The sequence below is a fragment of the Microbispora sp. NBC_01389 genome (genome assembly GCF_045040095.1).
Taxonomy (GTDB): Bacteria; Actinomycetota; Actinomycetes; order Streptosporangiales; family Streptosporangiaceae; genus Microbispora.
Genome location: NZ_CP109552.1, coordinates 427721 through 447933 on the forward strand (window position 1 = coordinate 427721; position 20213 = coordinate 447933).

Annotated in this window: 18 protein-coding genes; 2 read left to right on the top strand and 16 right to left on the bottom strand. The window is 72.4% G+C overall.

Translation table 11 applies throughout. From position 1 onward, the window contains the following. Window positions 1–13 precede the first annotated feature (13 nt). Complete coding sequence (locus OG344_RS02040; protein WP_405086722.1) at window positions 14–850, bottom strand: polysaccharide deacetylase family protein; 837 nt, start codon at window positions 848–850, stop codon at window positions 14–16. 34 nt (window positions 851–884) lie between these two features. Further along, the gene (locus tag OG344_RS02045) at window positions 885–1190 is read right to left on the bottom strand and encodes a hypothetical protein (RefSeq protein ID WP_327047548.1); all 306 of its coding nucleotides are present in this window, start codon (window positions 1188–1190) and stop codon (window positions 885–887) included. Between the two features lie 229 nt (window positions 1191–1419). Between OG344_RS02045 and OG344_RS02050 the strand changes: the two genes are divergently transcribed. Next, window positions 1420–2256, top strand: coding sequence for an EamA family transporter (locus OG344_RS02050; RefSeq protein WP_405086723.1), 837 nt, complete (start codon window positions 1420–1422; stop codon window positions 2254–2256). Window positions 2257–2331: 75 nt separating this feature from the next. Here the strand turns inward: OG344_RS02050 and OG344_RS02055 are convergent, their stop codons facing one another. Next, a complete protein-coding gene (locus OG344_RS02055) occupies window positions 2332–2925 on the bottom strand; it encodes a sigma-70 family RNA polymerase sigma factor (protein ID WP_327047550.1) in 594 nt (197 codons plus the stop codon). Window positions 2926–3220: 295 nt separating this feature from the next. Between OG344_RS02055 and OG344_RS02060 the strand changes: the two genes are divergently transcribed. Continuing rightward, complete coding sequence (locus OG344_RS02060; protein WP_405086724.1) at window positions 3221–4291, top strand: PLP-dependent cysteine synthase family protein; 1071 nt, start codon at window positions 3221–3223, stop codon at window positions 4289–4291. A gap of 25 nt (window positions 4292–4316) precedes the next feature. On the opposite strand, the gene OG344_RS02065 is transcribed toward OG344_RS02060, so the two are convergent. The 13 genes from OG344_RS02065 to recG all read right to left on the bottom strand — a co-directional run bounded on the left by OG344_RS02065 (window position 4317) and on the right by recG (window position 20204). Beyond that, the gene (locus OG344_RS02065) at window positions 4317–5552 is read right to left on the bottom strand and encodes an MFS transporter (protein WP_405086725.1); all 1236 of its coding nucleotides are present in this window, start codon (window positions 5550–5552) and stop codon (window positions 4317–4319) included. Beyond that, window positions 5545–7575, bottom strand: a complete 2031-nt coding sequence (locus tag OG344_RS02070; protein WP_405086726.1) for a tetratricopeptide repeat protein — start codon at window positions 7573–7575, stop codon at window positions 5545–5547. Before OG344_RS02070 ends, OG344_RS02065 begins: the two co-directional genes overlap by 8 nt. 280 nt (window positions 7576–7855) lie before the next feature. Next, window positions 7856–9031, bottom strand: coding sequence for a signal recognition particle-docking protein FtsY (gene ftsY, locus OG344_RS02075; protein ID WP_405086727.1), 1176 nt, complete (start codon window positions 9029–9031; stop codon window positions 7856–7858). A 111-nt stretch (window positions 9032–9142) separates the two neighbouring features. Continuing rightward, window positions 9143–12856 carry a chromosome segregation protein SMC gene (gene smc / locus OG344_RS02080; RefSeq protein WP_405086728.1) on the bottom strand — a complete coding sequence of 1238 codons (3714 nt, stop codon included), beginning with the start codon at window positions 12854–12856 and terminating at the stop codon, window positions 9143–9145. A gap of 189 nt (window positions 12857–13045) precedes the next feature. Further along, on the bottom strand, window positions 13046–13240 hold the full coding sequence (locus OG344_RS02085) for a hypothetical protein (protein ID WP_142571989.1): 195 nt from the start codon (window positions 13238–13240) through the stop codon (window positions 13046–13048). Between the two features lie 188 nt (window positions 13241–13428). Further along, the gene (locus OG344_RS02090; RefSeq protein ID WP_405086729.1) at window positions 13429–13698 is read right to left on the bottom strand and encodes an acylphosphatase; all 270 of its coding nucleotides are present in this window, start codon (window positions 13696–13698) and stop codon (window positions 13429–13431) included. Between the two features lie 74 nt (window positions 13699–13772). Then, entirely contained in the window at window positions 13773–14660 is an 888-nt protein-coding gene (mutM, locus tag OG344_RS02095) for a bifunctional DNA-formamidopyrimidine glycosylase/DNA-(apurinic or apyrimidinic site) lyase (protein ID WP_405086730.1), read from the bottom strand. Window positions 14661–14679: 19 nt separating this feature from the next. Continuing rightward, window positions 14680–15429, bottom strand: coding sequence for a ribonuclease III (gene rnc, locus OG344_RS02100; RefSeq protein ID WP_327047557.1), 750 nt, complete (start codon window positions 15427–15429; stop codon window positions 14680–14682). 288 nt (window positions 15430–15717) lie between these two features. After that, complete coding sequence (gene rpmF / locus OG344_RS02105; RefSeq protein ID WP_111698173.1) at window positions 15718–15897, bottom strand: 50S ribosomal protein L32; 180 nt, start codon at window positions 15895–15897, stop codon at window positions 15718–15720. Between the two features lies 1 nt (window position 15898). Beyond that, the gene (locus tag OG344_RS02110) at window positions 15899–16453 is read right to left on the bottom strand and encodes a YceD family protein (protein ID WP_405086731.1); all 555 of its coding nucleotides are present in this window, start codon (window positions 16451–16453) and stop codon (window positions 15899–15901) included. A gap of 69 nt (window positions 16454–16522) precedes the next feature. Continuing rightward, window positions 16523–16999 carry a pantetheine-phosphate adenylyltransferase gene (coaD, locus tag OG344_RS02115; RefSeq protein WP_327047559.1) on the bottom strand — a complete coding sequence of 159 codons (477 nt, stop codon included), beginning with the start codon at window positions 16997–16999 and terminating at the stop codon, window positions 16523–16525. 17 nt (window positions 17000–17016) lie between these two features. Next, on the bottom strand, window positions 17017–17586 hold the full coding sequence (gene rsmD, locus OG344_RS02120) for a 16S rRNA (guanine(966)-N(2))-methyltransferase RsmD (protein WP_405086732.1): 570 nt from the start codon (window positions 17584–17586) through the stop codon (window positions 17017–17019). A 455-nt stretch (window positions 17587–18041) separates the two neighbouring features. After that, complete coding sequence (recG, locus tag OG344_RS02125) at window positions 18042–20204, bottom strand: ATP-dependent DNA helicase RecG (RefSeq protein ID WP_405086733.1); 2163 nt, start codon at window positions 20202–20204, stop codon at window positions 18042–18044. Window positions 20205–20213: the final 9 nt, after the last annotated feature.

Below are 20213 nucleotides of genomic sequence, written 5' to 3' on the forward strand. Positions count from 1 at the left end.
CTCGTATGCCACGTCAGCGGTTGGTGTACGTCTTCCCCGGTGCGGGGCTGCCGAGCAGCTCGGAGACGGTCACGTACGTGAAGCCCTTGCGGTCGAGTTCGTCGAGCAGATGGGGCAGCGCCTGCACGGTGGTGGGGTGGATGTCGTGCATGAGCACGATGTCGCCCGGCTTGGCGGCGGCGCTGCGCTGGGCGATCACCGTCGGATTGCGGTTGAGCCAGTCGAGGGTGTCGACCGCCCACAGGATCTGCGAGAGTCCCTCCTGCTTCGACTCCTCCTCCACCGACTTGTTCGTCGCGCCGTACGGCGGGCGCATGAGCCGCATCCGCACACCGGTGATCTTGAATACGGCCTCCTGGGTCCGCTCCAGCTCCCGCCGCATGGCCTCGGTCGAGAGGCCGGAGAGCGAGGCGTGGTCCCAGGTGTGGTTGCCGAGCTCGTGCCCCTCGGAGGCCATGCGGCGGACGAAGTCCCGGGTCTCCCCCGTGATCATCTGGCCGAGCATGAAGAACGTGGCCCGGGCGTGATGCGCGGCGAGCAGGTCGAGCACGTGCCCGGTGTACTCGGCGGGCCCGTCGTCGAAGGTCAGCGCCACGCACCGGTGCTGCCGGCAGTCGACCTGCCGGGGTGGCGGCACCGCGGGCAGGCGCGCCCCGGGCGCGCCCCGCTGCGCCCCGGCGAGCCGCCAGCGCAGCAGGTCGGCGTCGAACCGCCGCACCGGCCCGAAACGGAAGTGCGGCGCCACGGCCCGCACCGCCTTGCGCTCGGCCCCCCGCAGCGGTGGCGCGGATCTGTTCTGGGCACATCCGGCGAGCAGCGCCAACGACAGCAGCACGAATCCGATCCGCATACGACCCCCCGGAGCAGGCGGGGGGCCACGAACGTCACGGACAGCCGCCGTCGGCTCCCCCCCGCAGAACTCTGTCCAGCTCCTCCCACCAGGGCGGCACGTCCGCTTTCAGTTCGGCATGTCTGCGAGCCACCCGGACGGCGCACCCTGCGGGATCCGTACCCAGGTGCCGACACTTCACGGCACCCTCGCGCCAACGGTAAAACCCGTCACGAAAGGTCACGACGAGGCCTATCCACACCGAGAGGGTAGCCTCGTCGCCGATCTCGTACGCGTCGGCCACCCCGAGCGCGGCGAGTTCCGCGCGAAGTTTTTCCACCGCGACCCGCGACTCACTCACCGGGCACCGCCCCCTGCCCACCAGACACGTACAAAAATGGATGTACCCAAGCTTGAGGCGGCGCTTTCCGATTCATTCTGTAATCATCGGCCACGCAGCGTCACCGCGCAGCCCTTACTCACGAGTCACGTGGTGCCTTCGAGGATCGTGGGCGCATCGGCCCTGACGTCACTCTCGCCCGTACTATTGCATCTTTGCACTGTTCGTGGAGTTTTCTTGGGGGTTGGTCGTGACGGCGATCACGCTCGCGACCGCATGCGCGGTGATCTTCGGTACGGCGGACTTCTTCGGGGGGCTCGCCACCAGACGCTCGAAGGTGCTGGCCGTCGTCGTGCTCTCGCAACTGGGCGGCACGGTGCTGGTCGTCGCCCTGCTCCCGATCCTGCCGGGGCACGCGAGCACGGCGGCGCTGCTCTGGGGGACGGCCTCGGGCGTCGCCGGGGCCTTCGGCATCGTGCTGTTCTACCGCGGCCTGGCCACCGGCATGATGTCCGTGGTCGCCCCCACCACCGCCACGACCGCGATGGCGGTCCCGGTGGTCTTCGGCCTGCTCACCGGTGACCGTCCGTCTCCCCTGGCGCTGGCCGGAGTCGCGCTCGGCCTGTTCGCCGTGCTGCTCGTCAGCCGCGAGCCGGGCGGCGGGGCCGGCCGTCCGAGGCTGGGCCCGGTCGTCGCGGCACTGGTGTCGGGAGCGGGCTTCGGCGGGTTCTTCGTGCTGCTCAAGCTGGCTCCGGCCGACTCCGGGGCGTGGCCGCTGCTGGGGGCGAGGTTCGCGTCGATCACGCTCGTCGCCCTGCTCGCCCTCGCCACGCGCCGGGGCCTGCGCCCGGCGCCGGGCTCCCTGCGGGTGACGGTGGTGGCCGGCGTGCTCGACATGGCCGCCAACGTGCTCTATCTCTTCGCGGCGCAGCGGGGGATGCTCACCCTGGTGGCGGTCCTGGTGTCGCTCTATCCGGCGAGCACACTTCTGCTGGCGAGATACGTGCTGGGCGAGCGGCTGAGCCCCGTGCAGATCACCGGCGTCGGCTTCGCGCTCGGCGCGATCGCCCTCATCGCCGCCGCCTGACCCCCGAGGCCGGTCAGCTCAGGCGGCACAGCCCGGCTCGGAGAGGCCGGGCTCCGGCGGCACAGCCCGCCGGGCTCAGGCGGCGCAGGCGGGTTCGGGGACCCGGACGACGCCCTCCTCGCGGGCGTAGCCCTCAAGCATTCCGCGCAACTGCCGGCGGCCGCGGTGCAGGCGGGACATGACGGTGCCGATCGGGGTGCCCATCCGGTCGGCGATCTCCTTGTAGGCGAACCCCTCGACGTCGGCCAGGAAGACCGCCACCCGGAACTCCTCCGGCAGGGCGCGCAGGGCGTTCATCACGACGCTGTCGGGGATCAGGTCGAGCGCCTCGGTCTCGGCGGAGCGCAGGCCGGTCGACATGTGCGACTCCGCCGCGGCGAGCTGCCAGTCCTCGATCTCCTCGGCGGCCGACAGCTTGGGCGACCGCTGCCTCTTCCGGTAGTCGTTGATGAAATTGTTGGTCAGGATCCGGTGCAGCCACGCCTTGAGGTTCGTGCCCTCGCGGAACTGGTGATAGGAGGTGTAGGCCTTGGCGACCGTCTCCTGGACCAGGTCCTCCGCGTCGGCGGGGTTGCGGGTCAGGCGCATGGCGGAGGCGTAGAGCTGGCTCGTCACCGGCACGACCTCACGCTCGAACCATGTCTGCCGCTGCTCGTCGGTCGAGATCATCTCTTCCCCCTACGGAACTTATCCCCCGTTACCCGTCCGGCCCGAACACATGCGGGGACGACCGTTCATTGTTCTGCCAAGGACATCGTGCCGGTCGGGGCCTAAGCACGCCGTTAGCTCGCCCGAAGTGGTCATCGTTCCGCGGCCCCATCGCTCAGCGCCGTCTTTTCAGGCTTTTCTGGGGGCCGGTCCCACGCGGCCAGGTCACGCACAGGCCGAACAAGTCTCATTAGCGTAACACCGAAGGCTCAATCCGGCGTAAAATGTGGCCGACTTCACTGACTACAGTGGCGCCATGAACCACCTGGACCGGCACGACTCCGCGACACGGGCATGGGTGGCCGAGGCCATCCAGGCCGTCGAGGCCGACGCCAACCGCAGTTGTGACACGCATCTCCACGCCTTCCCGCTCCCCTCGCACTGGGGTGTCGACCTCTACCTGAAAGACGAGTCGGTGCACCCGACCGGTTCACTCAAGCACCGTCTCGCCCGGTCCCTCTTCCTGTACGGCCTCGCCAACGGCTGGATCGGCCCCACCACGACGATCATCGAGGCGTCCAGCGGGTCGACCGCCGTGAGCGAGGCGTACTTCGCCCGCCTGCTGGGCCTGCCGTTCATCGCGGTCATCCCCGCGGGCACGTCCCCGGAGAAGCGGGAGATCATCGAGTTCTACGGCGGCAAGTGCCACCTCGTGGACGACCCGAGGGCCATCTACGACGAGTCGCACCGCCTGGCCACCGAGACCGGGGGCCACTACATGGACCAGTTCACCTACGCCGAACGGGCGACGGACTGGCGGGGCAACAACAACATCGCCGAGAGTATCTTCCAGCAGATGGCCCTGGAGCGGCACCCGGAGCCGGCCTGGATCGTGGTCGGCGCGGGGACCGGCGGGACCTCGGCGACGATCGGCCGCTACATCCGCTACCGCCGCCACCAGACCCGGCTGTGCGTGGCCGACCCGGAGGGCTCGGCGTTCTATCCGTCCTGGGTCTCCGGCGAGGAGCGCGACGGCGCCGGATCGCGGATCGAGGGGATCGGCCGGCCGAGGGTCGAGCCGTCGTTCCTGCCGACGGTCATCGACCGGATGTGCCAGGTCCCGGACGCCCTGTCGATCGCGGCCATGCACTGGGTCAGGGAGGTCACCCGCCGGGAGGTCGGCGGCTCGACCGGCACCAACATCGCGGCGGCCGTACGGATCATCGGGGAGATGCGCGAACGGGGCGAGCGGGGCAGCGTGGTCACCCTGATCTGCGACGGCGCGGAGCGCTACCGCGACACCTACGGCAGCCCGCGCTGGCTCGCCGGGCAGGGGATCGACATCGGGCCGCACCTCGCCGGCCTGCGCGCGTTCCTCGCGAGCTGACCCGCGCCCGGCCCGTTGACGCTCCTCACCCCGATGCGGGCTCGAGGACGGCGTCGCGCAGCGGGGACCGGAACACGGCCACCGAAAGCAGCAGCCAGCTCACGCCCACGAAGGCCAGGACCACGTGCGTGTCGTGCAGCGTGTGCTCCAGCACGCCGGTCACGATCGACGCGAGGGGAATGGAGGCGAATCCGAGCATCCGGGTGGTGGCGAGGACCCGGCCGAGCAGCCGCTCGGGGACGAGCCGCTGGCGGAGCGTGAGCGCGGACACCCCCACCACCCCGGCCGCGGCGAACTGCGCCAGCCACGCCGCCCCGATCGCCACCGGGCCACGCGCCGGGACCAGGCAGAGCACCGCGAGGCCGCCCACGGCCATCGCGGCCGTCAGGAGCGTGCCCGGCGGGTGGCGCCTCAGCAGGCGACCGGCCGCCGCGGCGCCGAGGACCGCGCCCACCCCCTGCATCGCGTACACCACGCCGATCTGCGCCGGCGTGAACCGGTGATATTCGGTGAGGTAGAAGACGAGGCCGGCCAGGGCCAGCCAGATCGTGAAGTTGCCCGCCATGGCCAGCAGGGCACTGGACAGGACGATCCGGTTCTCCCTGAACAGGTAGCGCAGTCCCTCCCGGATGTCACCGAACACCGATTTCCGCCCGGCGGCGCGGCCGGGGCGTGCGGCCTTGCGCCCGATGAACAGGATCAGCAGCGCCGACACGAAGAACGTGCCCGCGTCGAGGAAGATCGCCGTCTGGTAGCCCAGCGCCATCACGGCGGTCGCGCCGATCAGGGGGCCCAGCGTGCCGAGCGCGTAGTCGCCCATGTGGACGCGTGCGTTGGCCGTCGCCAGGCGCCGCGGCGGCACCAGCGCCGGCAGGATGCTCTGGAACGCCGGTTGGTAGAGCGGCTCGGCGCACGCCAGCAGGAAGGTGAGCGCGAAGATCAGCCAGACCGGCCGCGCTCCCGCCATCACGAACAGGGCCAGGGCGCAGGCGACCACCCCGGCGACCAGGTCACCCGCGATCAGCACCCGCCGGTGGTCGAACCGGTCGGCGATCACACCTCCGAACATCGCGAGCAGCAGATAGGGCAGGTACTCCAGCGCGTACAGCGCGCCCGTGGCCAGGGCGGAGCCCGTCAGGTGCAGCACCAGCAGCGGAAGGGTCAGCCGGTACATCCAGTTGCCGACGGACGAGGTGAGATAGGCGCCCAGCAGCAGCCAGTACCGGTGGGTGGGATAGGCGGCCAGGACGTCGTCAGGCATCTTCCAGAGCCTGCCGCACGTCCACGTCGTCCGGCGCCAGGTCCGCCGCCCGGAGGAGGTCGGCCCTGGCCGGTTCCCGCCTGCCAAGGGCGCGCAGTGCGACGGCCCGGTTGAACAGCAGCGCGGCGTCCTCGCCGAGTCCGAGCGCCCGGGTCAGGTCGGCCACGGCCCCTTCGGGGTCCCCGGTCTCGAAGGCGAGGGCACCCCGGGCGGCCCACGCCGACGCCAGCGCGGGGTCCCGGTCCAGCGCGGCGTCGAGCGCCTTACGCGCCTCGGCGTGCCTGCCCTCCGCCGCCTCCACCTGGCCCAGCACGCACAGCAGATGGGCGTTTCCCGGATCCAGCGCCAGGCCCAGCTCCACGTCCTCCCTGGCCCTGCCGTACTCCCCGGCGGCAGCGAGCAGTCCCGCCCGGTTGACGTAGGCGAGTGCGAATCCGGGGTCCAGCTCCAGGGCGTAGTCCAGGTCGGCCAGGGCCCCCTCGTGGTCCCCCTCGGCGAACCGGATCTCCGCCCGGTTGTAGTACGGCTCGGGGAAGGGCGGGCTCACCCGCATCGGGGTCTCGTAGTCGGCCGCCGCCTCGTCGTGCCTGCCGAGGCGGCACAGCAGGTTGCCGCGGTCGATGTAGTAGTCGGGATACTCCGGGTCGGCCTCGACCGCCGCCGTCAGATCGGCCAGCGCCTCGTGCGGCCGCCCCAGCAGCACGCTCAACTGGGCCCGGTTGGCCCGCAGGACCAGCCGGTGGATGGGGTGCTCGCCGGGGTCCAGGTCGCGTTCCGCCAGCTCGATCGCCTCCTCGACGAGCCGGTACGCCTCGGTGAGCCGGCCGCGGCGACTCTCCACGAGCGCCTTGCCGTTGAGGTCGAAGCCCAGGTGGAAGGCGCGCAACCGGCGGTCGGGCAGCAGAGAGGTGAGCGCCACCGCCTCGTTGATCCAGGCCAGCGCCTCGTCGGCGTCCCGCCGGGCCGGGTCGTGATGACGGACCAGCAGCATCGCGGTGGCGTAGGCCGCGGTCGCCCGGTCCTTCGGGTCGACGATCTCCCTGCGGGCCCGGTCGAACAGCGCGCGGGCCGCCTCCTCCCGCTCGGTGGCGCCCAGCGCGGACGCGGTGCCGTGCAGGATCCGCCACCACGCCTCGGGGCCGGCCTCCCGCTCGATGATCCGCAAGGCCCGCTCGCCCAGCTCGGCGGCGGCGTGGTGGAAGCCCTCGGTCAGGCACCGGTCCACCGCGAAGGCGAACGCGTCGATCATCGCCCGTGGGTCGCCCCCCTGCTCCAGGTGACAGCGCTCGCGGTGGTAGGGGATCGCACCGAGCCGCGGCGCGACCAGCCCGGTCGCGGCCAGCGCGTCGGCCCTCTCCCGGTGCCTGCGGGCCCGTTCTCCGGGACTCGCCCGCTCGTACGGCTCGCGCACCGAGGGCGCGTCGCAGGTACCGTCGAACTCGACGTAGTCCCCCTCGGCGTCCCCCTCGGCGTCCCCCTCGGTGACGTAGTCCCTCTTGGCGACCCGTCGCTCGGCGTACCGTTCGAGAGCGGCGGCCAGTTCGGGATCGGGATCGGCCGCGCAGACGACGAGCGTGAGCAGGGCGGGGTCGAGGCGGCGGAGCAGGACGGTGAGGAGCTCGCGGTCGGTGTGGTCGGCGTGGTCCACCTGCTCCACGACGAGCGCGCGCGGCCCGCGCGCCGGGTAATCGCGGAGGAACTCGGCCAGGCCGTTGGCGATGCGCAGCGTGCGCCGGGGCGCGGGCACCAGGATGCGCTGGGTCCGGGGCAGAGCGGCGGCGATCGACTGCCGCCGGGCCGGAACCACATCGCACAGATCGGGGGCGGCCGCACGGATCTCGATGTCGTGCGCGGACACCAGGTCGGGCCGGTGCTCCAGGGCCCGCGGCACCAGCGCGTGCAGCAGAGCGCCCGCCGCGGTGTACGGCCCGCACCGCCGCCGGTGCGCGTCGATCGGAGGCAGCAGCGGCTCCGGGACCGCCTCCCCCGTCCAGTGTGTTGCCCTGATCCACAGATGGCGCACGCGCTCGGCCTCCCCGTGATCGGCGCCGAAGATCTCCCCCGCAGACGAGAACGGAGCCGGCGCCCCGGGTCGTGTCGAACCCCTCGGGCGCCGGCTCCGTGATGGATCAGGTCAGGTGCCGGGGACTGGCGGCGGCGGACAGCTTGGCCGTGCCAGGTTTGTGGACGATGATCTTCTTCATGGTGCCCCCTTCGACCATTGTGCGAATGAGGGATATATCAACATGAACGAGACCGGCCAACAAGGCTTGATCGGGAAATGCCCATAGCCGGATAGCGCCTCAGTCGCCGATCAGGGCGTCCACGAAGACCTCGGGGTCGAACGGCGCGAGGTCGTCCGGGCCCTCGCCGAGGCCGACGAGCTTCACCGGCACGCCCAGCTCACGCTGGACCGAGATCACGATGCCGCCCTTGGCGGTGCCGTCCAGCTTGGTCAGGGCGATGCCGGTCACGTTGACCACCTCGGCGAAGACCTGGGCCTGGCGCATGCCGTTCTGGCCGGTGGTCGCGTCGAGGACGAGCAGCACCTCGTCCACCGTCGCCTTCTTCTCGATGACCCGCTTGACCTTGCCCAATTCGTCCATGAGGCCGGTCTTGGTGTGCAGCCGTCCCGCCGTGTCGATGATCACGGTGTCGGCCTTGTCCTCGATGCCCTTGGCCACGGCGTCGAACGCCACGGACGCCGGGTCGCCGCCCTCGGGGCCGCGTACGACGCCCGCGCCGACCCGGTCGCCCCACGTCTGGAGCTGGTCGGTCGCGGCGGCCCGGAACGTGTCGGCGGCGCCGAGCACGACCTTCCCGCCGTCGCCGACCAGCACCCGGGCGAGCTTGCCCGAGGTGGTGGTCTTGCCGGTGCCGTTGACGCCGACGACGAGCACGACGGCGGGCCGCTCCCCGTGCGGCCGGGTGTGGAGGGTGCGGTCGAGATCCGGCGCGATCTGCGTGAGCAGTTCCTCGCGCAGCAGCCTGCGCACCTCGTCCGGGGTGCGGCTGCCGAGCACCTTCACCTTCGTCCGCAGTTCCTCCACCATCGCGCGGGTGGGCGCGACGCCGACGTCGGCGGTGATCAGGGTCTCCTCGATCTCGTCCCAGACGTCGTCGTCGAGCCGGTCCCGCGACAGCAGTTCGAGCAGCCCGCGGCCGAGGACGTTCTGCGAGCGGGCCAGGCGGCCGCGCAGCCGGATCATCCGTCCCGCCGAGGGCGGCGGGACCTCGATCTCCGGAGCCTTGATCAGCTCCTCGATGGGGGGAGGCGGCAGCGTGGTCGTCGTGCCGCCGTCCTCCTCGCCCAGCCCTCCCTTGAGCGGCGCCTCCACGACGGGAGCCTTCGGCTCGGGCGGGGCCGGCGGGGCGGGCGGCAGGTCCTTCGCCTTCGGCCGGAACAGCAGCCACAGGCCACCCACCGCCAGTATGGCGACGATGGCCACGATCACGATGATGCCGAGGTAACCGTCCACACCATGCAGTTTCCCAGACAACCGGCAGTGCTCGGTCGCGCGGACCCGCCCGTCGCGCGCATCCGCCGCGCCACGGCCTCGGGTTCCCCGCCGCCGACCGGGATCCGGTTCCTACACCTTCTCGCGCAGGCGCTGGCTCACGACCTGGGTGACGCCGTCGCCGCGCATCGACACGCCGTACAGCGCGTCGGCGATCTCCATCGTGCGCTTCTGGTGCGTGATCACGATGAGCTGTGAGGTCTGTCTCAGTTCCTCGAACAGGGTGAGCAGCCGCTGGGTGTTGGTGTCGTCCAGGGCCGCCTCGACCTCGTCCATCACGTAGAACGGCGACGGACGGGCCTTGAAGATCGAGACGAGGAACGCCACCGCCGTCAGCGACCGCTCGCCGCCGGACAGCAGCGACAGGCGCTTGACCTTCTTGCCGGGCGGCCGGGCCTCGACCTCGACCCCGGTGGTCAGCATGTCGGAGGGATCGGTCAGGAGCAGCCGGCCCTCCCCGCCGGGGAAGACCCGGTCGAAGATCTGCCCGAACTCGCGCGCCACGTCCTCGTACGCCGCCGCGAAGACCTGCTCGACCCGGTCGTCGACCTCCTTGACCACCAGCAGCAGGTCGCGCCGGGTCTTCTTGAGGTCCTCCAGCTGGGAGGTGAGGAAGGCGTGCCGTTCCTCCAGCGCGGCGAACTCCTCCAGCGCCAGCGGGTTGACCTTGCCGAGCTGGGTCATCTGCCGCTCGGCCGTCCTCGCCCGTTTCTCCTGCTCCTCCCGCACGTACGGCACGGGCGGCTCGCCCGGCACCGGCGCCGTGGGGCCGTACTCGGCGAGGAGGGGCTCCAGCTCGATGCCGTACTCCTCCAGGGCCCGCTGCTCCATCTGCTCCAGGCGCAGCCGCCGCTCCGTCCTCGCCATCTCGCTGCCGTGGACCCGGTTGACCAGGGCGTCCAGCTCGGAGCCGAGCTCGCGGACGCGCAGGCGCACCTGCTTGAGCTCGGCGTCGATCCGCCCGCGCGCCCGCTCGGCCTCGTCGCGCTCCTCGGCGGCCCGCGCGAGCGAGCCCTCCAGGGCGGTCAGCGCCGTGCGGGCGCCCTCGGCGACCGCGGCGGCGATCTCGGCCTGCCTGCGCCGGCGTTCCCGGTCGGCCACGGCCCGTGCGCGGTCCTGCCGCTCCCGCTGGGCCGCACGGAGCAGGGCCTCGGCGCGGCCCGCGATGCCCCGCGCCCGCTCCTCCGCCGTACGGACGGTCAGCCGGGCCTCCATCTCGGCCTGACGGGTGACGCCGCAGACGGCGGCGAGCTCGTCGCGGGTGTCGGCGGTCGGCTCGGCCTCCAGCTCGGCGGCGTACTCCGCCTCGGCGAGCTGTTCCTCCAGCTCCACCACCACGGCCTGGGCCTGTTCGCGGGCCTCCTCCGCGGCGCGCACCGACCCGCCCAGCCGCGCCGCCTCGTCCTGGGCGGCCTTGACGGCGGCCTCCAGCCCGGCGAGCTGCCTGGCCGCGGCGGCGGCCTTCTGGTCGGCCTCCCGCTGCCTGCCGCGCAGCCGGTCGAGCACGGCCTGCGCCGCGTTCAGCCCGTTCTGGGCGTCGTTGACGCCGCTCTGCGCGGCGCTCGCACCGCTCTGCGCCTCGGCCACCCGCGCCTGGGCCTCCTCCAGCGCGAGCTGGCACTCCCGCTCGGCGGCCACGGCCTCCGCGAGCGCCTCGGCGTGCCGCTCGGCCCCGGCCCTGGCGGTGGCCAGATCGGCGGCGGCCTCGTCGAGGGCGGTCCGCATCCGCAGCAGCGAGGACCCGCCGCCGGAGCCGCCGTGCGCCGCGTGGACCCCGAGCAGGTCGCCCGACGTGGTGACGGCCCGCAGGTCCGGGTGGGAGTCCACGACCTTGCGCGCGGCCGGCAGGTCGGGCACCACGACCACGCCGGACAGCAGCGCCTCCACCGCCGGGCGCAGCTCGTCCGGCACGGCCACCAGGTCGGCCGCCCACTCCGCGCCCGCGACGGGCGGCTCCGGCCGGTCGCAGGCCTCGTGCCGGTCGGCCGCGACGAGCAGGGCGGCGCGGCCGGCGCCCGCCTCGCGCAGATGCTCCACGGCCGCCACGGCCGCGGTGAGCGAGGCGACCGCCACGCCGTCAACGGCCAGCACGGCCGCGACGGCGGCCTCCGCCCCTGGCCGTACGGCCAGCAGCGCGGCGACGGGGCCGAGCACTCCGGGCAGGCCCGCCCCGAGCAGCGCGGCGGCCCCGTCCGCGCCTCCGGCCAGGCTCATCTCCAGGGCCTCGCACCGCGCCTGCAGGGCGGCCACGTCGCGCTGCGACCCGGAGTCGGCGGCGCGGGCGGCGCCGACGGCGGCCTTCGCGGCGGCCAGCGCGTCGCCCGGCGCGGCCAGGGCGGCCCGCTCCCGCTCCACCACGGCCCCCGCCCGCTCGGCGACGGCCCTGGCCTCCTCCACCGCGGCGCGGGCGAGGTCGACGCCCTCCTGTGCCGTCTCCAGCTCGGCGGCGAGCCCGGGGTCGGCCGGGGGCTCGTCGAGCGTGCCCGTGTCCAGCTCGTCCTGGGCCCGCTCGGCGCGGCGGGTGGCGTCCTCGACGGCCCTGGTGAGCCGGCCGATCTCGTCCCCGGCGGCCCTGGCCCGGCTCCTGGCCGACTCGACCTGGCCGCGCAGCCGGGCGAGCGCCTCCCTGCGGTCGGCCGCGGCGCGGGCGGCGACCGAAAGGCGCCGTTCCTCGGCGGCGAGGGCCTCCTCGGCCTCGGCACGCACCTCGACGGCGGCGGCGAGCCGCTCGCGCGCCTCGTCCAGCTCGTCGGCCAGCACCCGCTCCTGCTCGCGCACCTCGGCGGCCTCGCGCTCCAGGTCCTCCGGATCGCGCCCGCGCCGTTCGACGGACGCGGCGTCGGCGGCGTGCCGCCTGCGTTCGGCCGCCAGGCTCTCCACGCCGCGCAGCCGCTCCCGCAGGGCCGAGAGGTGGTAGAAGGTCTCCTGGGCCGCCTTCAGCCGCGGCTGGGCCTCGTTCTCCGCGGCCTCCAGCTCGGTTTCCCGCCGCTGTCCCTCGGCCAGCTCGGCCTCCACCCTGGCCCGCCTGGCCTGCACGGCCGCCTCGTCGGCCTCCTCGCGTTGCAGGGTGTCGCGGAGGGTCACGACGTCGTCGGCGAGCAGGCGCAGCCGCGCGTCGCGCAGGTCGGCCTGGATCACGGCGGCCTTCCTCGCGATCTCGGCCTGCCGGCCGAGCGGCTTGAGCTGGCGGCGCAGCTCGGCCACGAGATCCTGGACGCGGGTGAGGTTGGCCTGCATCGCGTCGAGCTTGCGGAGCGCCTTCTCCTTGCGCTTGCGGTGCTTGAGCACGCCGGCGGCCTCTTCGATGAACGCCCTGCGCTCCTCGGGCCCGGCGTGCAGCACCTGGTCGAGCTGGCCCTGGCCGACGATGACGTGCATCTCCCGGCCGATGCCGGAGTCGGACAGCAGTTCCTGGATGTCGAGCAGGCGGCAGGTGTCGCCGTTGATGGCGTACTCGCTCTGGCCCGACCGGAACATCAGCCGGCTGATCGTGACCTCGGTGTAGTCGATCGGCAGCGCGCCGTCACCGTTGTCGATCGTCAGGGTGACCTCGGCGCGGCCGAGGGGCGGGCGGCTGGAGGTGCCCGCGAAGATGACGTCCTCCATCTTGCCGCCGCGCAGCGACTTGGCGCTGTGCTCGCCCATCACCCAGGCGAGGGCGTCGACGACGTTGGACTTTCCGGAGCCGTTGGGGCCGACAACCGCCGTGATGCCGGGCTCGAAACGGAGGGTGGTGGCCGAGGCGAACGACTTGAAGCCGCGTAAGGTGAGCGTCTTCAGGTACACGTCCCGCCCCCTCGGTGCCGCCCGTCGGCTGGGGGGAAAGACTACAGGTCCCGGGGCCGGAGCACGCGGAATAGAGGCCGCTTGACGTCCGGCCGGCCGGGTGACAATTCCCGTGGAACGGTTCCGGAAATGGCAAGGGACGCCTTTGCGGGGCGTCCCTACAATCCTTTTCCCGTTCCGGCCGGTCCCTCAGGTGAGAGCCGGCTCGCGATCCTGCAGCCGGACCAGGGCCTCATCACGAGTTTGCGCTTCGAGCGCGTCGTTCTGGGCCTGGAGCCGGTTGAGTTCTGCCTCGAGGTCGCGGATGCGCTGCTGGAGGCGACGCATTTCCGAGATCATTCGAGGATCAGGACCGCCGACGTGGCCGAGTAGAGCCTTCGCCATAGTAAAGGGTCCTCCACGCTGAGTGACCAGACTGGTTCGCGCACTTCATGCCGCGGGAGGGGTGCGCGTGGTTCCTCTCAAGAGTCGCACCGGCATTGGAGACGGTCAAGTTGAACGCTCCGCACGATGAAGCCGGTGGGCACTCTCGCTAGGTAAATATACCGGATTTACGGGGTTTGAGGGAAGCCCTACCTCTCGACAAACCCGGCGATACTTCGCTTCGCTTCGCTCCAGCGCTCGACCACCCCCTCGACGTGCCCGGGCGTGTCACCGGTGCGTAACAGGTCCAGGAGCGTGTCGCACGACTCCCTGGGGCCCTCGGCGACGACCTCGACCCTTCCGTCGGCCAGGTTCGCGGCCCACCCGACCAGCCCGAGTTCCAGCGCGCGGGCGCGGGTCCACCAGCGGAATCCCACACCCTGCACCCGTCCCCGGACCCATGCCGTCAACCGAATCACGAATACAAGTATCCAGATCGGCTCCGGCCGCGACCGCCGGGGGTGGTGCTACGGCCGGGCCAGGGGCCGGCCGGCTAGGGGCGGGCGTTCCTCGGGCGGGGCTGGCACTTCGGGCAGCTGTAGGAGGAGCGGTTCATGAACGCCTCCCGCCTGACCGGCGTGCCGCAGCGGCGGCAGGGCTCGTCTCGCCTGCCGTAGACCGCGAGCGACCGGTCGAAGTAGCCGCTCTCGCCGTTCACGTCGACGTACAGGCTGTCGAAGGACGTGCCGCCCTGGCCGAGGGCCTCGGTCATGACGGCCCGGGCCGCCGCGAGCAGCTCGAAGATCTTCGGCCGGGTCAGCGTCTCGGTCGGGCGCGCCCAGTGCAGCCGCGCCCGCCACAACGCCTCGTCCGCGTAGATGTTGCCGACCCCGCTGATCAGCGACTGGTCGAGCAGCGCCCGTTTGATCCCCGTACGGCGCAGCCGCAGCCGTACGGCGAACTCGGCGTCGTCGAAGGCGTCCTCCAGCGGGTCGGCGGCGATGTGCGCGACCGGCTCGGGCACCGCCCGGCCCCGGCCGGCGGTCATCGGGGCGACCAGGAGGTGCCCGAAGGTGCGCTGGTCGACGAAACGTAACTCCGGGCCGCCGTCGGCGAAGCCCACGCGCACCCGCAGGTGCTTCTCGATCGGCGCCATCGGGTCCACGACGAGAAGCTGGCCGCTCATGCCGAGGTGGGCGAGCAGCGCCTCCCCCGCCTCCTCCGGGGTGTGCTCCGCGGGGCCGTCGAGCAGGGGCAGCCACAGGTACTTGCCCCTGCGCTCGGCCGAGGCGAGGGTGCGGCCCTTGAGCTGGGCGGCGAGATCGCCGGGGTTGCGGCGGACCGCGCGGGGATTGAGCACCTCGGCCGCGGCGACCGTCCGGCCGGCGACCCAGCGCTCCAGGCCCCTGCGTACGACCTCGACCTCGGGCAGTTCGGGCATGTTCCCTCCCCGGGCGGGGTCAGGCGCGGACGGGCCCGGCGCCCTCGCGGGCGTCGCGCAGCGCGCGGATCGCGGTCCAGGCCGCCTCGGCCGCCTGCTGCTCGGCCTCCTTCTTGCTGCGCCCGGCGCCCTTGCCGTACTCCTTGCCGCCCACGCGCACCACGGCCGCGAAGGACTTGGCGTGGTCGGGCCCGCTCTCGTCGACGTGGTATTCCGGCACGCCGAGCATCTCGGCGGCGGTGAGCTCCTGCAGGGACGTCTTCCAGTCGAGCCCGGCCCCGAGCGACGCGGACCGCGTGATGAGCGGGTCGAACAGCAGGTGGACGACGCGGAACGCCTCGTCCAGGCCCTTGTCGACGTACACGGTGCCGATCAGGGCCTCCAGCGTGTCGGCCAGGATGGACGACTTGTCCCGTCCGCCGGTGCCCTCCTCGCCGCGGCCGAGCCGCAGGTACTTGCCGAGGTCGAGCGTCCTGGCGACGTCCGCGAGCGCCCGCATGTTGACCACGGCGGCGCGCAGCTTCGCGAGCTGGCCCTCCGGCAGGTCCGGGTGGTTGCGGAACAGCGTGTCCGTCACCACCAGGCCCAGCACCGAGTCACCCAGGAACTCCAGGCGCTCGTTGGTCGGCAGGCCGCCGTTCTCGTACGCGTACGAGCGGTGCGTCAGCGCCCGCTCCAGGATTCCGGCGCTGAGCCGGACGTCGATCACCTGGTGAAGCTCTTCTCTGGCGATCTCGACGGGCACGGGTTTCGCCGATGGTGCGGCCATGGAATCCTCCCAACTCCTCCGCGGGACAAAGCCGTGCGCGGGAGGCAGGTGGATCCGCCGATGGCCCGAAGGCGTGGTGGACGCCGGTCCCGCCGGGAGCCGATGGCCCCGGCGTCCACCACGGCCGCGGGCGTGCATGCCGGTGCGTGTCTACCGTCCTACCGCCGCACGTTCCTGAAAGCACGGTAACGCCGGCCGGGTCCTGTTGACGATCCGGCCGGCGTCCCGATCACTACGCGCGGCCCGGAGACGGGTCTCCGAGCCGCGGTCGCGGCAGCTCGCGCGCGATCAGGCCGACGGCTCGACGACCTGACGGCGGTTGTAGGTGCCGCAGGTCGGGCACGCGACGTGCGGGCGCTTGGGCGAGCGGCACTGCGGGCAGCTCACGAGTGCGACCGCCGCCGCCTTCCACTGGGACCTGCGGGCGCGGGTGTTGCTCCGCGACATTCTCCGCTTGGGGACGGCCACGTCAACCCTCCTGATCGTCTTTCTGTTCCTCTGCCAAACCCTGCAGCGCCGCCCAGCGGGGGTCGATCGTCTCGTGCCGGTGGTCCGGGCCGGCCTCCGCCAGCCTGGCTCCGCACTCCGCGCAGAGACCGGGGCAGTCTTCACCGCACACCGGGCTCAGCGGTAGTGCGAGCACCACCGCGTCACGGAATACCGGCTCGAGATCGAGCAGTTCGCCGTCGAGGAGCAGATCGTCCTCTCGGGCGTCCTCCGCCGAGTAGAAGTAGAGCTCCTGGAAGCCGACCTCGATCTCCGAGGTCAACGGGTCCAGGCAGCGCGAGCACTCCCCCGTGAGGGGAGCCTGCGCCGTGCCCGTCACGAGCACGCCCTCCATCACCGCCTCGAGCCGGATGTCCAGCTCGACGTCGGCGTCCTTGGGAACGCCGATCATTCCGACCGCGAGGTCCACCGGCGCCGGGAGGGTCGGGGTGAGGGTGCGCATCGATCCCGGTCGGCGTCCCAGATCGTGGGTGGAAATCACCCAGGGGGCTCGGGGATCGAGGCTGCGCAGACTCATCCTGCTCTCGTTAGGCATGGCGAATCACCGCCGTCGTGCAAGGCTGAAAGGCAAGAATACCAGCCCCGTTCAGCCTCTGAGCCGCTCGCTGAGCAGCTGGTGGACGAGGTCGGGGACCAGGCCCGACACGTCGCCGCCGTACCGGGCGATCTCCTTGAGCCTGCTCGACGACAGGAACGAGTATTCCGGGTTGGTGGACATGAACAGCGTCTCCACCCCCGACATCCGGTAGTTGAGCTGGGCCATCTGCAGCTCGTAGTCGAAGTCGCTGACCGCCCGCAGGCCCTTCACGATGGCCGGGATGCCCTGCTGCCTGCAGAAGTCCACCAACAGCCCGTGGAACTTCTCGACCCGGATGTTGCCGTACTCCTTCGTCACCGCCTGGAGCATCTCGATGCGCTCGTCGACGGTGAACAGGCTGTGCTTCTCGATATTGATCAACACGGCCACGACGACCTCGTCGTACAGCCGTGACGTCCGGCCGATGATGTCCAGATGTCCGTTGGTGACGGGATCGAACGACCCCGGGCAGACGACGCGGCGCAACGCGCACCCCCATAGATTCACGGGTTCCCGGCGGCGCGACCGTACCAAACGGCCGCTTCGCCGTACCGGCGGACCCTGTCCTCGGTGAATCCCTCCGGCCACACCAGGTCCTTACCCCGGGACTCCCGCTCCACGGCCACCAGCGCGCCCTCCGCCAGCCAGCCGTTGTCGCGCAGCGCGGCGAGCACCCGCGAGACGGCCTCGCCCGAGACGGCGTAGGGCGGGTCGGCGAAGACGAAGTCGTACGGCTCCTCGCACGGGCGGCCGACCACCCGCTCGACCTTCTCGGCCCGCAGGGACGCCCCCGGCAGGCCGAGCGACGCGATGTTCTCCCTGATCGTCCGCGCGGCCCTGGCGTCCGACTCGACCAGCAGCGCGTGGGCGGCTCCCCGGCTCAGTGCCTCCAGGCCGACGGCGCCCGACCCGGCGTAGAGGTCGAGCGCCCGCGTCCCGTCCAGCGGCCCGAGCGTGGAGCCGACCGTCGCGAACACGCCCTCCCGGGTGCGGTCGCTCGTCGGCCTGGTCGATCTCCCCGGCGGGACGGCCAGCCTGCGGCCCCCCGCCGTCCCTGCGATCACCCGCGTCACGTCCTCATTGTCCCGCCCGCCGCGGCACGCCGGGGACGGGCCCGCGTCGCCGGGTCAAGAGTGGGCAAGCGGCGGCGAGGAAAGGGTAAGAGCCGTATCGCGGGGTCCGTCCCATGAGCATCATGAGTTCTGCGGCCTCCACGGTGACCCAGCGGGAGGCCGGCCGGCGTGATCGTGAGCCCTTCCGCACGTCGGCGCCTCCGGCACCTGACCCGGAGGCGGGCCCGGCCGGGGACGGCATTCGGGGGGAGGCCGTCCCCTGAGCCGGGCTCTGGGTCGTCACACGGGCGTCGTGTTCGCACGGCGCCCGTTCCAATTTCCCCGGCTTCCCCCGGCTTTCCCGGCTTCCCCGGGTCTCCCTCGGCTCCCGTCAAGCCCGCGCCGCCGGATCCCTGGTCCTCCGACCCCGCTCCTCCGCATGCACTCCACCGAGGCCGGCGCCCCGATCGGGCCGGTCAGGCCTTCTCCAGGAACTCGGCGCGCTCGTCGGAGACCAGGGCGTCGATCTCGGCACGCAGCGCCGGATGGCCCGACAGCCCGGGGTCGGCGGCCAGCAGCGAGGTCGCCTCGGCGCGGGCGGCCTCGATGACGTCCTCGTCCCGCAGCAGCTGCAGCAGCCTGAGCGACGACCTGCGCCCCGACTGGGCGGCGCCGAGCACGTCGCCCTCCCGGCGCTGCTCCAGGTCGACCCGGGACAGCTCGAAGCCGTCGAGGGTCGTCGCCACGGCGTCGAGCCTGCGGCGCGCCGCGGTGCCCTCCGGCGCCTCGCTCACCAGCAGGCACAGCCCGGGCAGGCCGCCCCGCCCGACCCGGCCGCGCAACTGGTGCAGCTGGGAGACGCCGAAGCGGTCGGCGTCCATGATGACCATGACCGACGAGTTGGGGACGTCGACGCCGACCTCGATGACCGTGGTCGCCACCAGGACGTCGATCTCCCCACGGGCGAAGGCGCGCATCACCGCGTCCTTGTCCTCGGGCGCCAGCTTGCCGTGCAGCGCCTCGATCCGCAGCCCGGCGAGGGGACCCTCCGCGAGCGTCCGCGCGACGTCGAGCACCGCCAGGGGCGGCCGGCGCTCGTCGTCGGCCTTCGCCAGGTCGCCCTCGTCGCCCTCCTGGTCGCCGATGCGCGGGCACACCACGTACGCCTGGCGGCCGAGGCCGGTCTCCTCGCGGACCCGCTGCCACGCCCGGTCGAGGTAGTGGGGCTTCTCGGCGGCGGGCACCACGTGCGTGGTGATGGGAGCGCGGCCGGAGGGCAGCTGGGACAGCGTGGAGACCTCCAGGTCGCCGAACACGGTCATCGCGACCGTGCGCGGGATCGGTGTCGCCGTCATGACCAGCACGTGGGGCCGCCCGCCGCCGCCCTTCTCCCGCAGCGCGTCGCGCTGCTCGACGCCGAACCTGTGCTGCTCGTCGACCACGACCAGCCCGAGGTCGAAGAACTGGACGTGCTCCTGGAGCACGGCGTGGGTGCCGATCACGATGCCGGCCGTGCCGGAGGCCGCGTCGAGCAGCGCGCTCCTCCGCGCCGCCGCGCCCATGGACCCGGTGAGCAGCGCGACCGCGGTGCCGCCGAGCATGCCGCCGGCCGCGAGATCGCCCAGCATGGCCACGATCGACCGGTGGTGCTGCTGGGCGAGCACCTCGGTGGGAGCGAGCAGTACGGCCTGGCCGCCGGAGTCGACCACCTGGAGCATCGCGCGCAGCGCGACCACGGTCTTGCCCGCGCCGACCTCGCCCTGCAGGAGCCGGTGCATGGGGTGGGCGCGGGCGAGGTCGGCCGCGATCTCCTCGCCGACCTGTCGCTGCCCCTCGGTGAGCTCGAACGGCAGCCGCTTGTCGAACTCCCCGAGCAGCCCGCCCTCGCGCCGGGCGCGGGGCGTGGCGGCCCAGGCGGAGGCGGCCATCCGCCGCCGCACCAGGACGGCCTGCAACACGAACGCCTCGTCGAACTTCAGCCGGTCGTGGGCCCGCGCGACGTCCCCCTGACCGCGCGGCCGGTGGACCAGGCGCAGCGCGTCCTCGATCGGCAGCAGGCCCAGCCGTTCCCGCAGCTCGCCGGGGACGGGGTCGTCCAGGCTGAGCACGTCGAGCACGGTCTGCACGGCCCGGCGGATCTTCCAGCTCGGCAGTCCCTGGCCCGACGGATAGATCGGCACCAGCGCGGAGGCGAACTCCTCGGCCGTCTCCGCCGTCTCGTCGAACGACTCGTACTCGGGATGGGTGAGCGAGACGCGCCGGGACTTCCCGGCGACGAAGACGTTGACCTTCCCCGAGAACATCGCCTCGGTGCCCGGCGGGAGCCGCTGCTCGGCGACGTAGGCGCCCTTGCCGAAGAACGCCAGGTGCAGCCGCTCACTGCCGTCCGTCACCACCATGTCGAGCCAGGTGCCCTGCCGGTTCTTCATCGGCCTGCGGACCGCGGACGACACCTTGGCGACCACGGTCACGTGCTCGTCGTGCTCCAGTGACGCGATCGGCGTCAGCTCACCCCGCTGGGCGTAGCGCCGCGGATAGTGGCGCAGCAGTTCGCCGACCGTGCTGATGCCCAGCGCGCTTTCCAGCGGGGCGGCGGACCTGCCGACCGCCTTCTTGAGCGGCTCGTCGAAGCTCGTCACGACACTCAT

Bases quoted from the DNA above. Each gene is read 5' to 3' on its own strand.
- OG344_RS02040 (WP_405086722.1), bottom strand. From the start codon at position 850: ATGCGGATCGGATTCGTGCTGCTGTCGTTGGCGCTGCTCGCCGGATGT.
- OG344_RS02055 (WP_327047550.1), bottom strand. From the start codon at position 2,925: ATGATCTCGACCGACGAGCAGCGGCAGACATGGTTCGAGCGTGAGGTC.
- OG344_RS02060 (WP_405086724.1), top strand. From the start codon at position 3,221: ATGAACCACCTGGACCGGCACGACTCCGCGACACGGGCATGGGTGGCC.
- OG344_RS02065 (WP_405086725.1), bottom strand. From the start codon at position 5,552: ATGCCTGACGACGTCCTGGCCGCCTATCCCACCCACCGGTACTGGCTG.
- OG344_RS02085 (WP_142571989.1), bottom strand. From the start codon at position 13,240: ATGGCGAAGGCTCTACTCGGCCACGTCGGCGGTCCTGATCCTCGAATG.
- mutM (WP_405086730.1), bottom strand. From the start codon at position 14,660: ATGCCCGAACTGCCCGAGGTCGAGGTCGTACGCAGGGGCCTGGAGCGC.
- rnc (WP_327047557.1), bottom strand. From the start codon at position 15,429: ATGGCCGCACCATCGGCGAAACCCGTGCCCGTCGAGATCGCCAGAGAA.
- OG344_RS02110 (WP_405086731.1), bottom strand. From the start codon at position 16,453: ATGAGTCTGCGCAGCCTCGATCCCCGAGCCCCCTGGGTGATTTCCACC.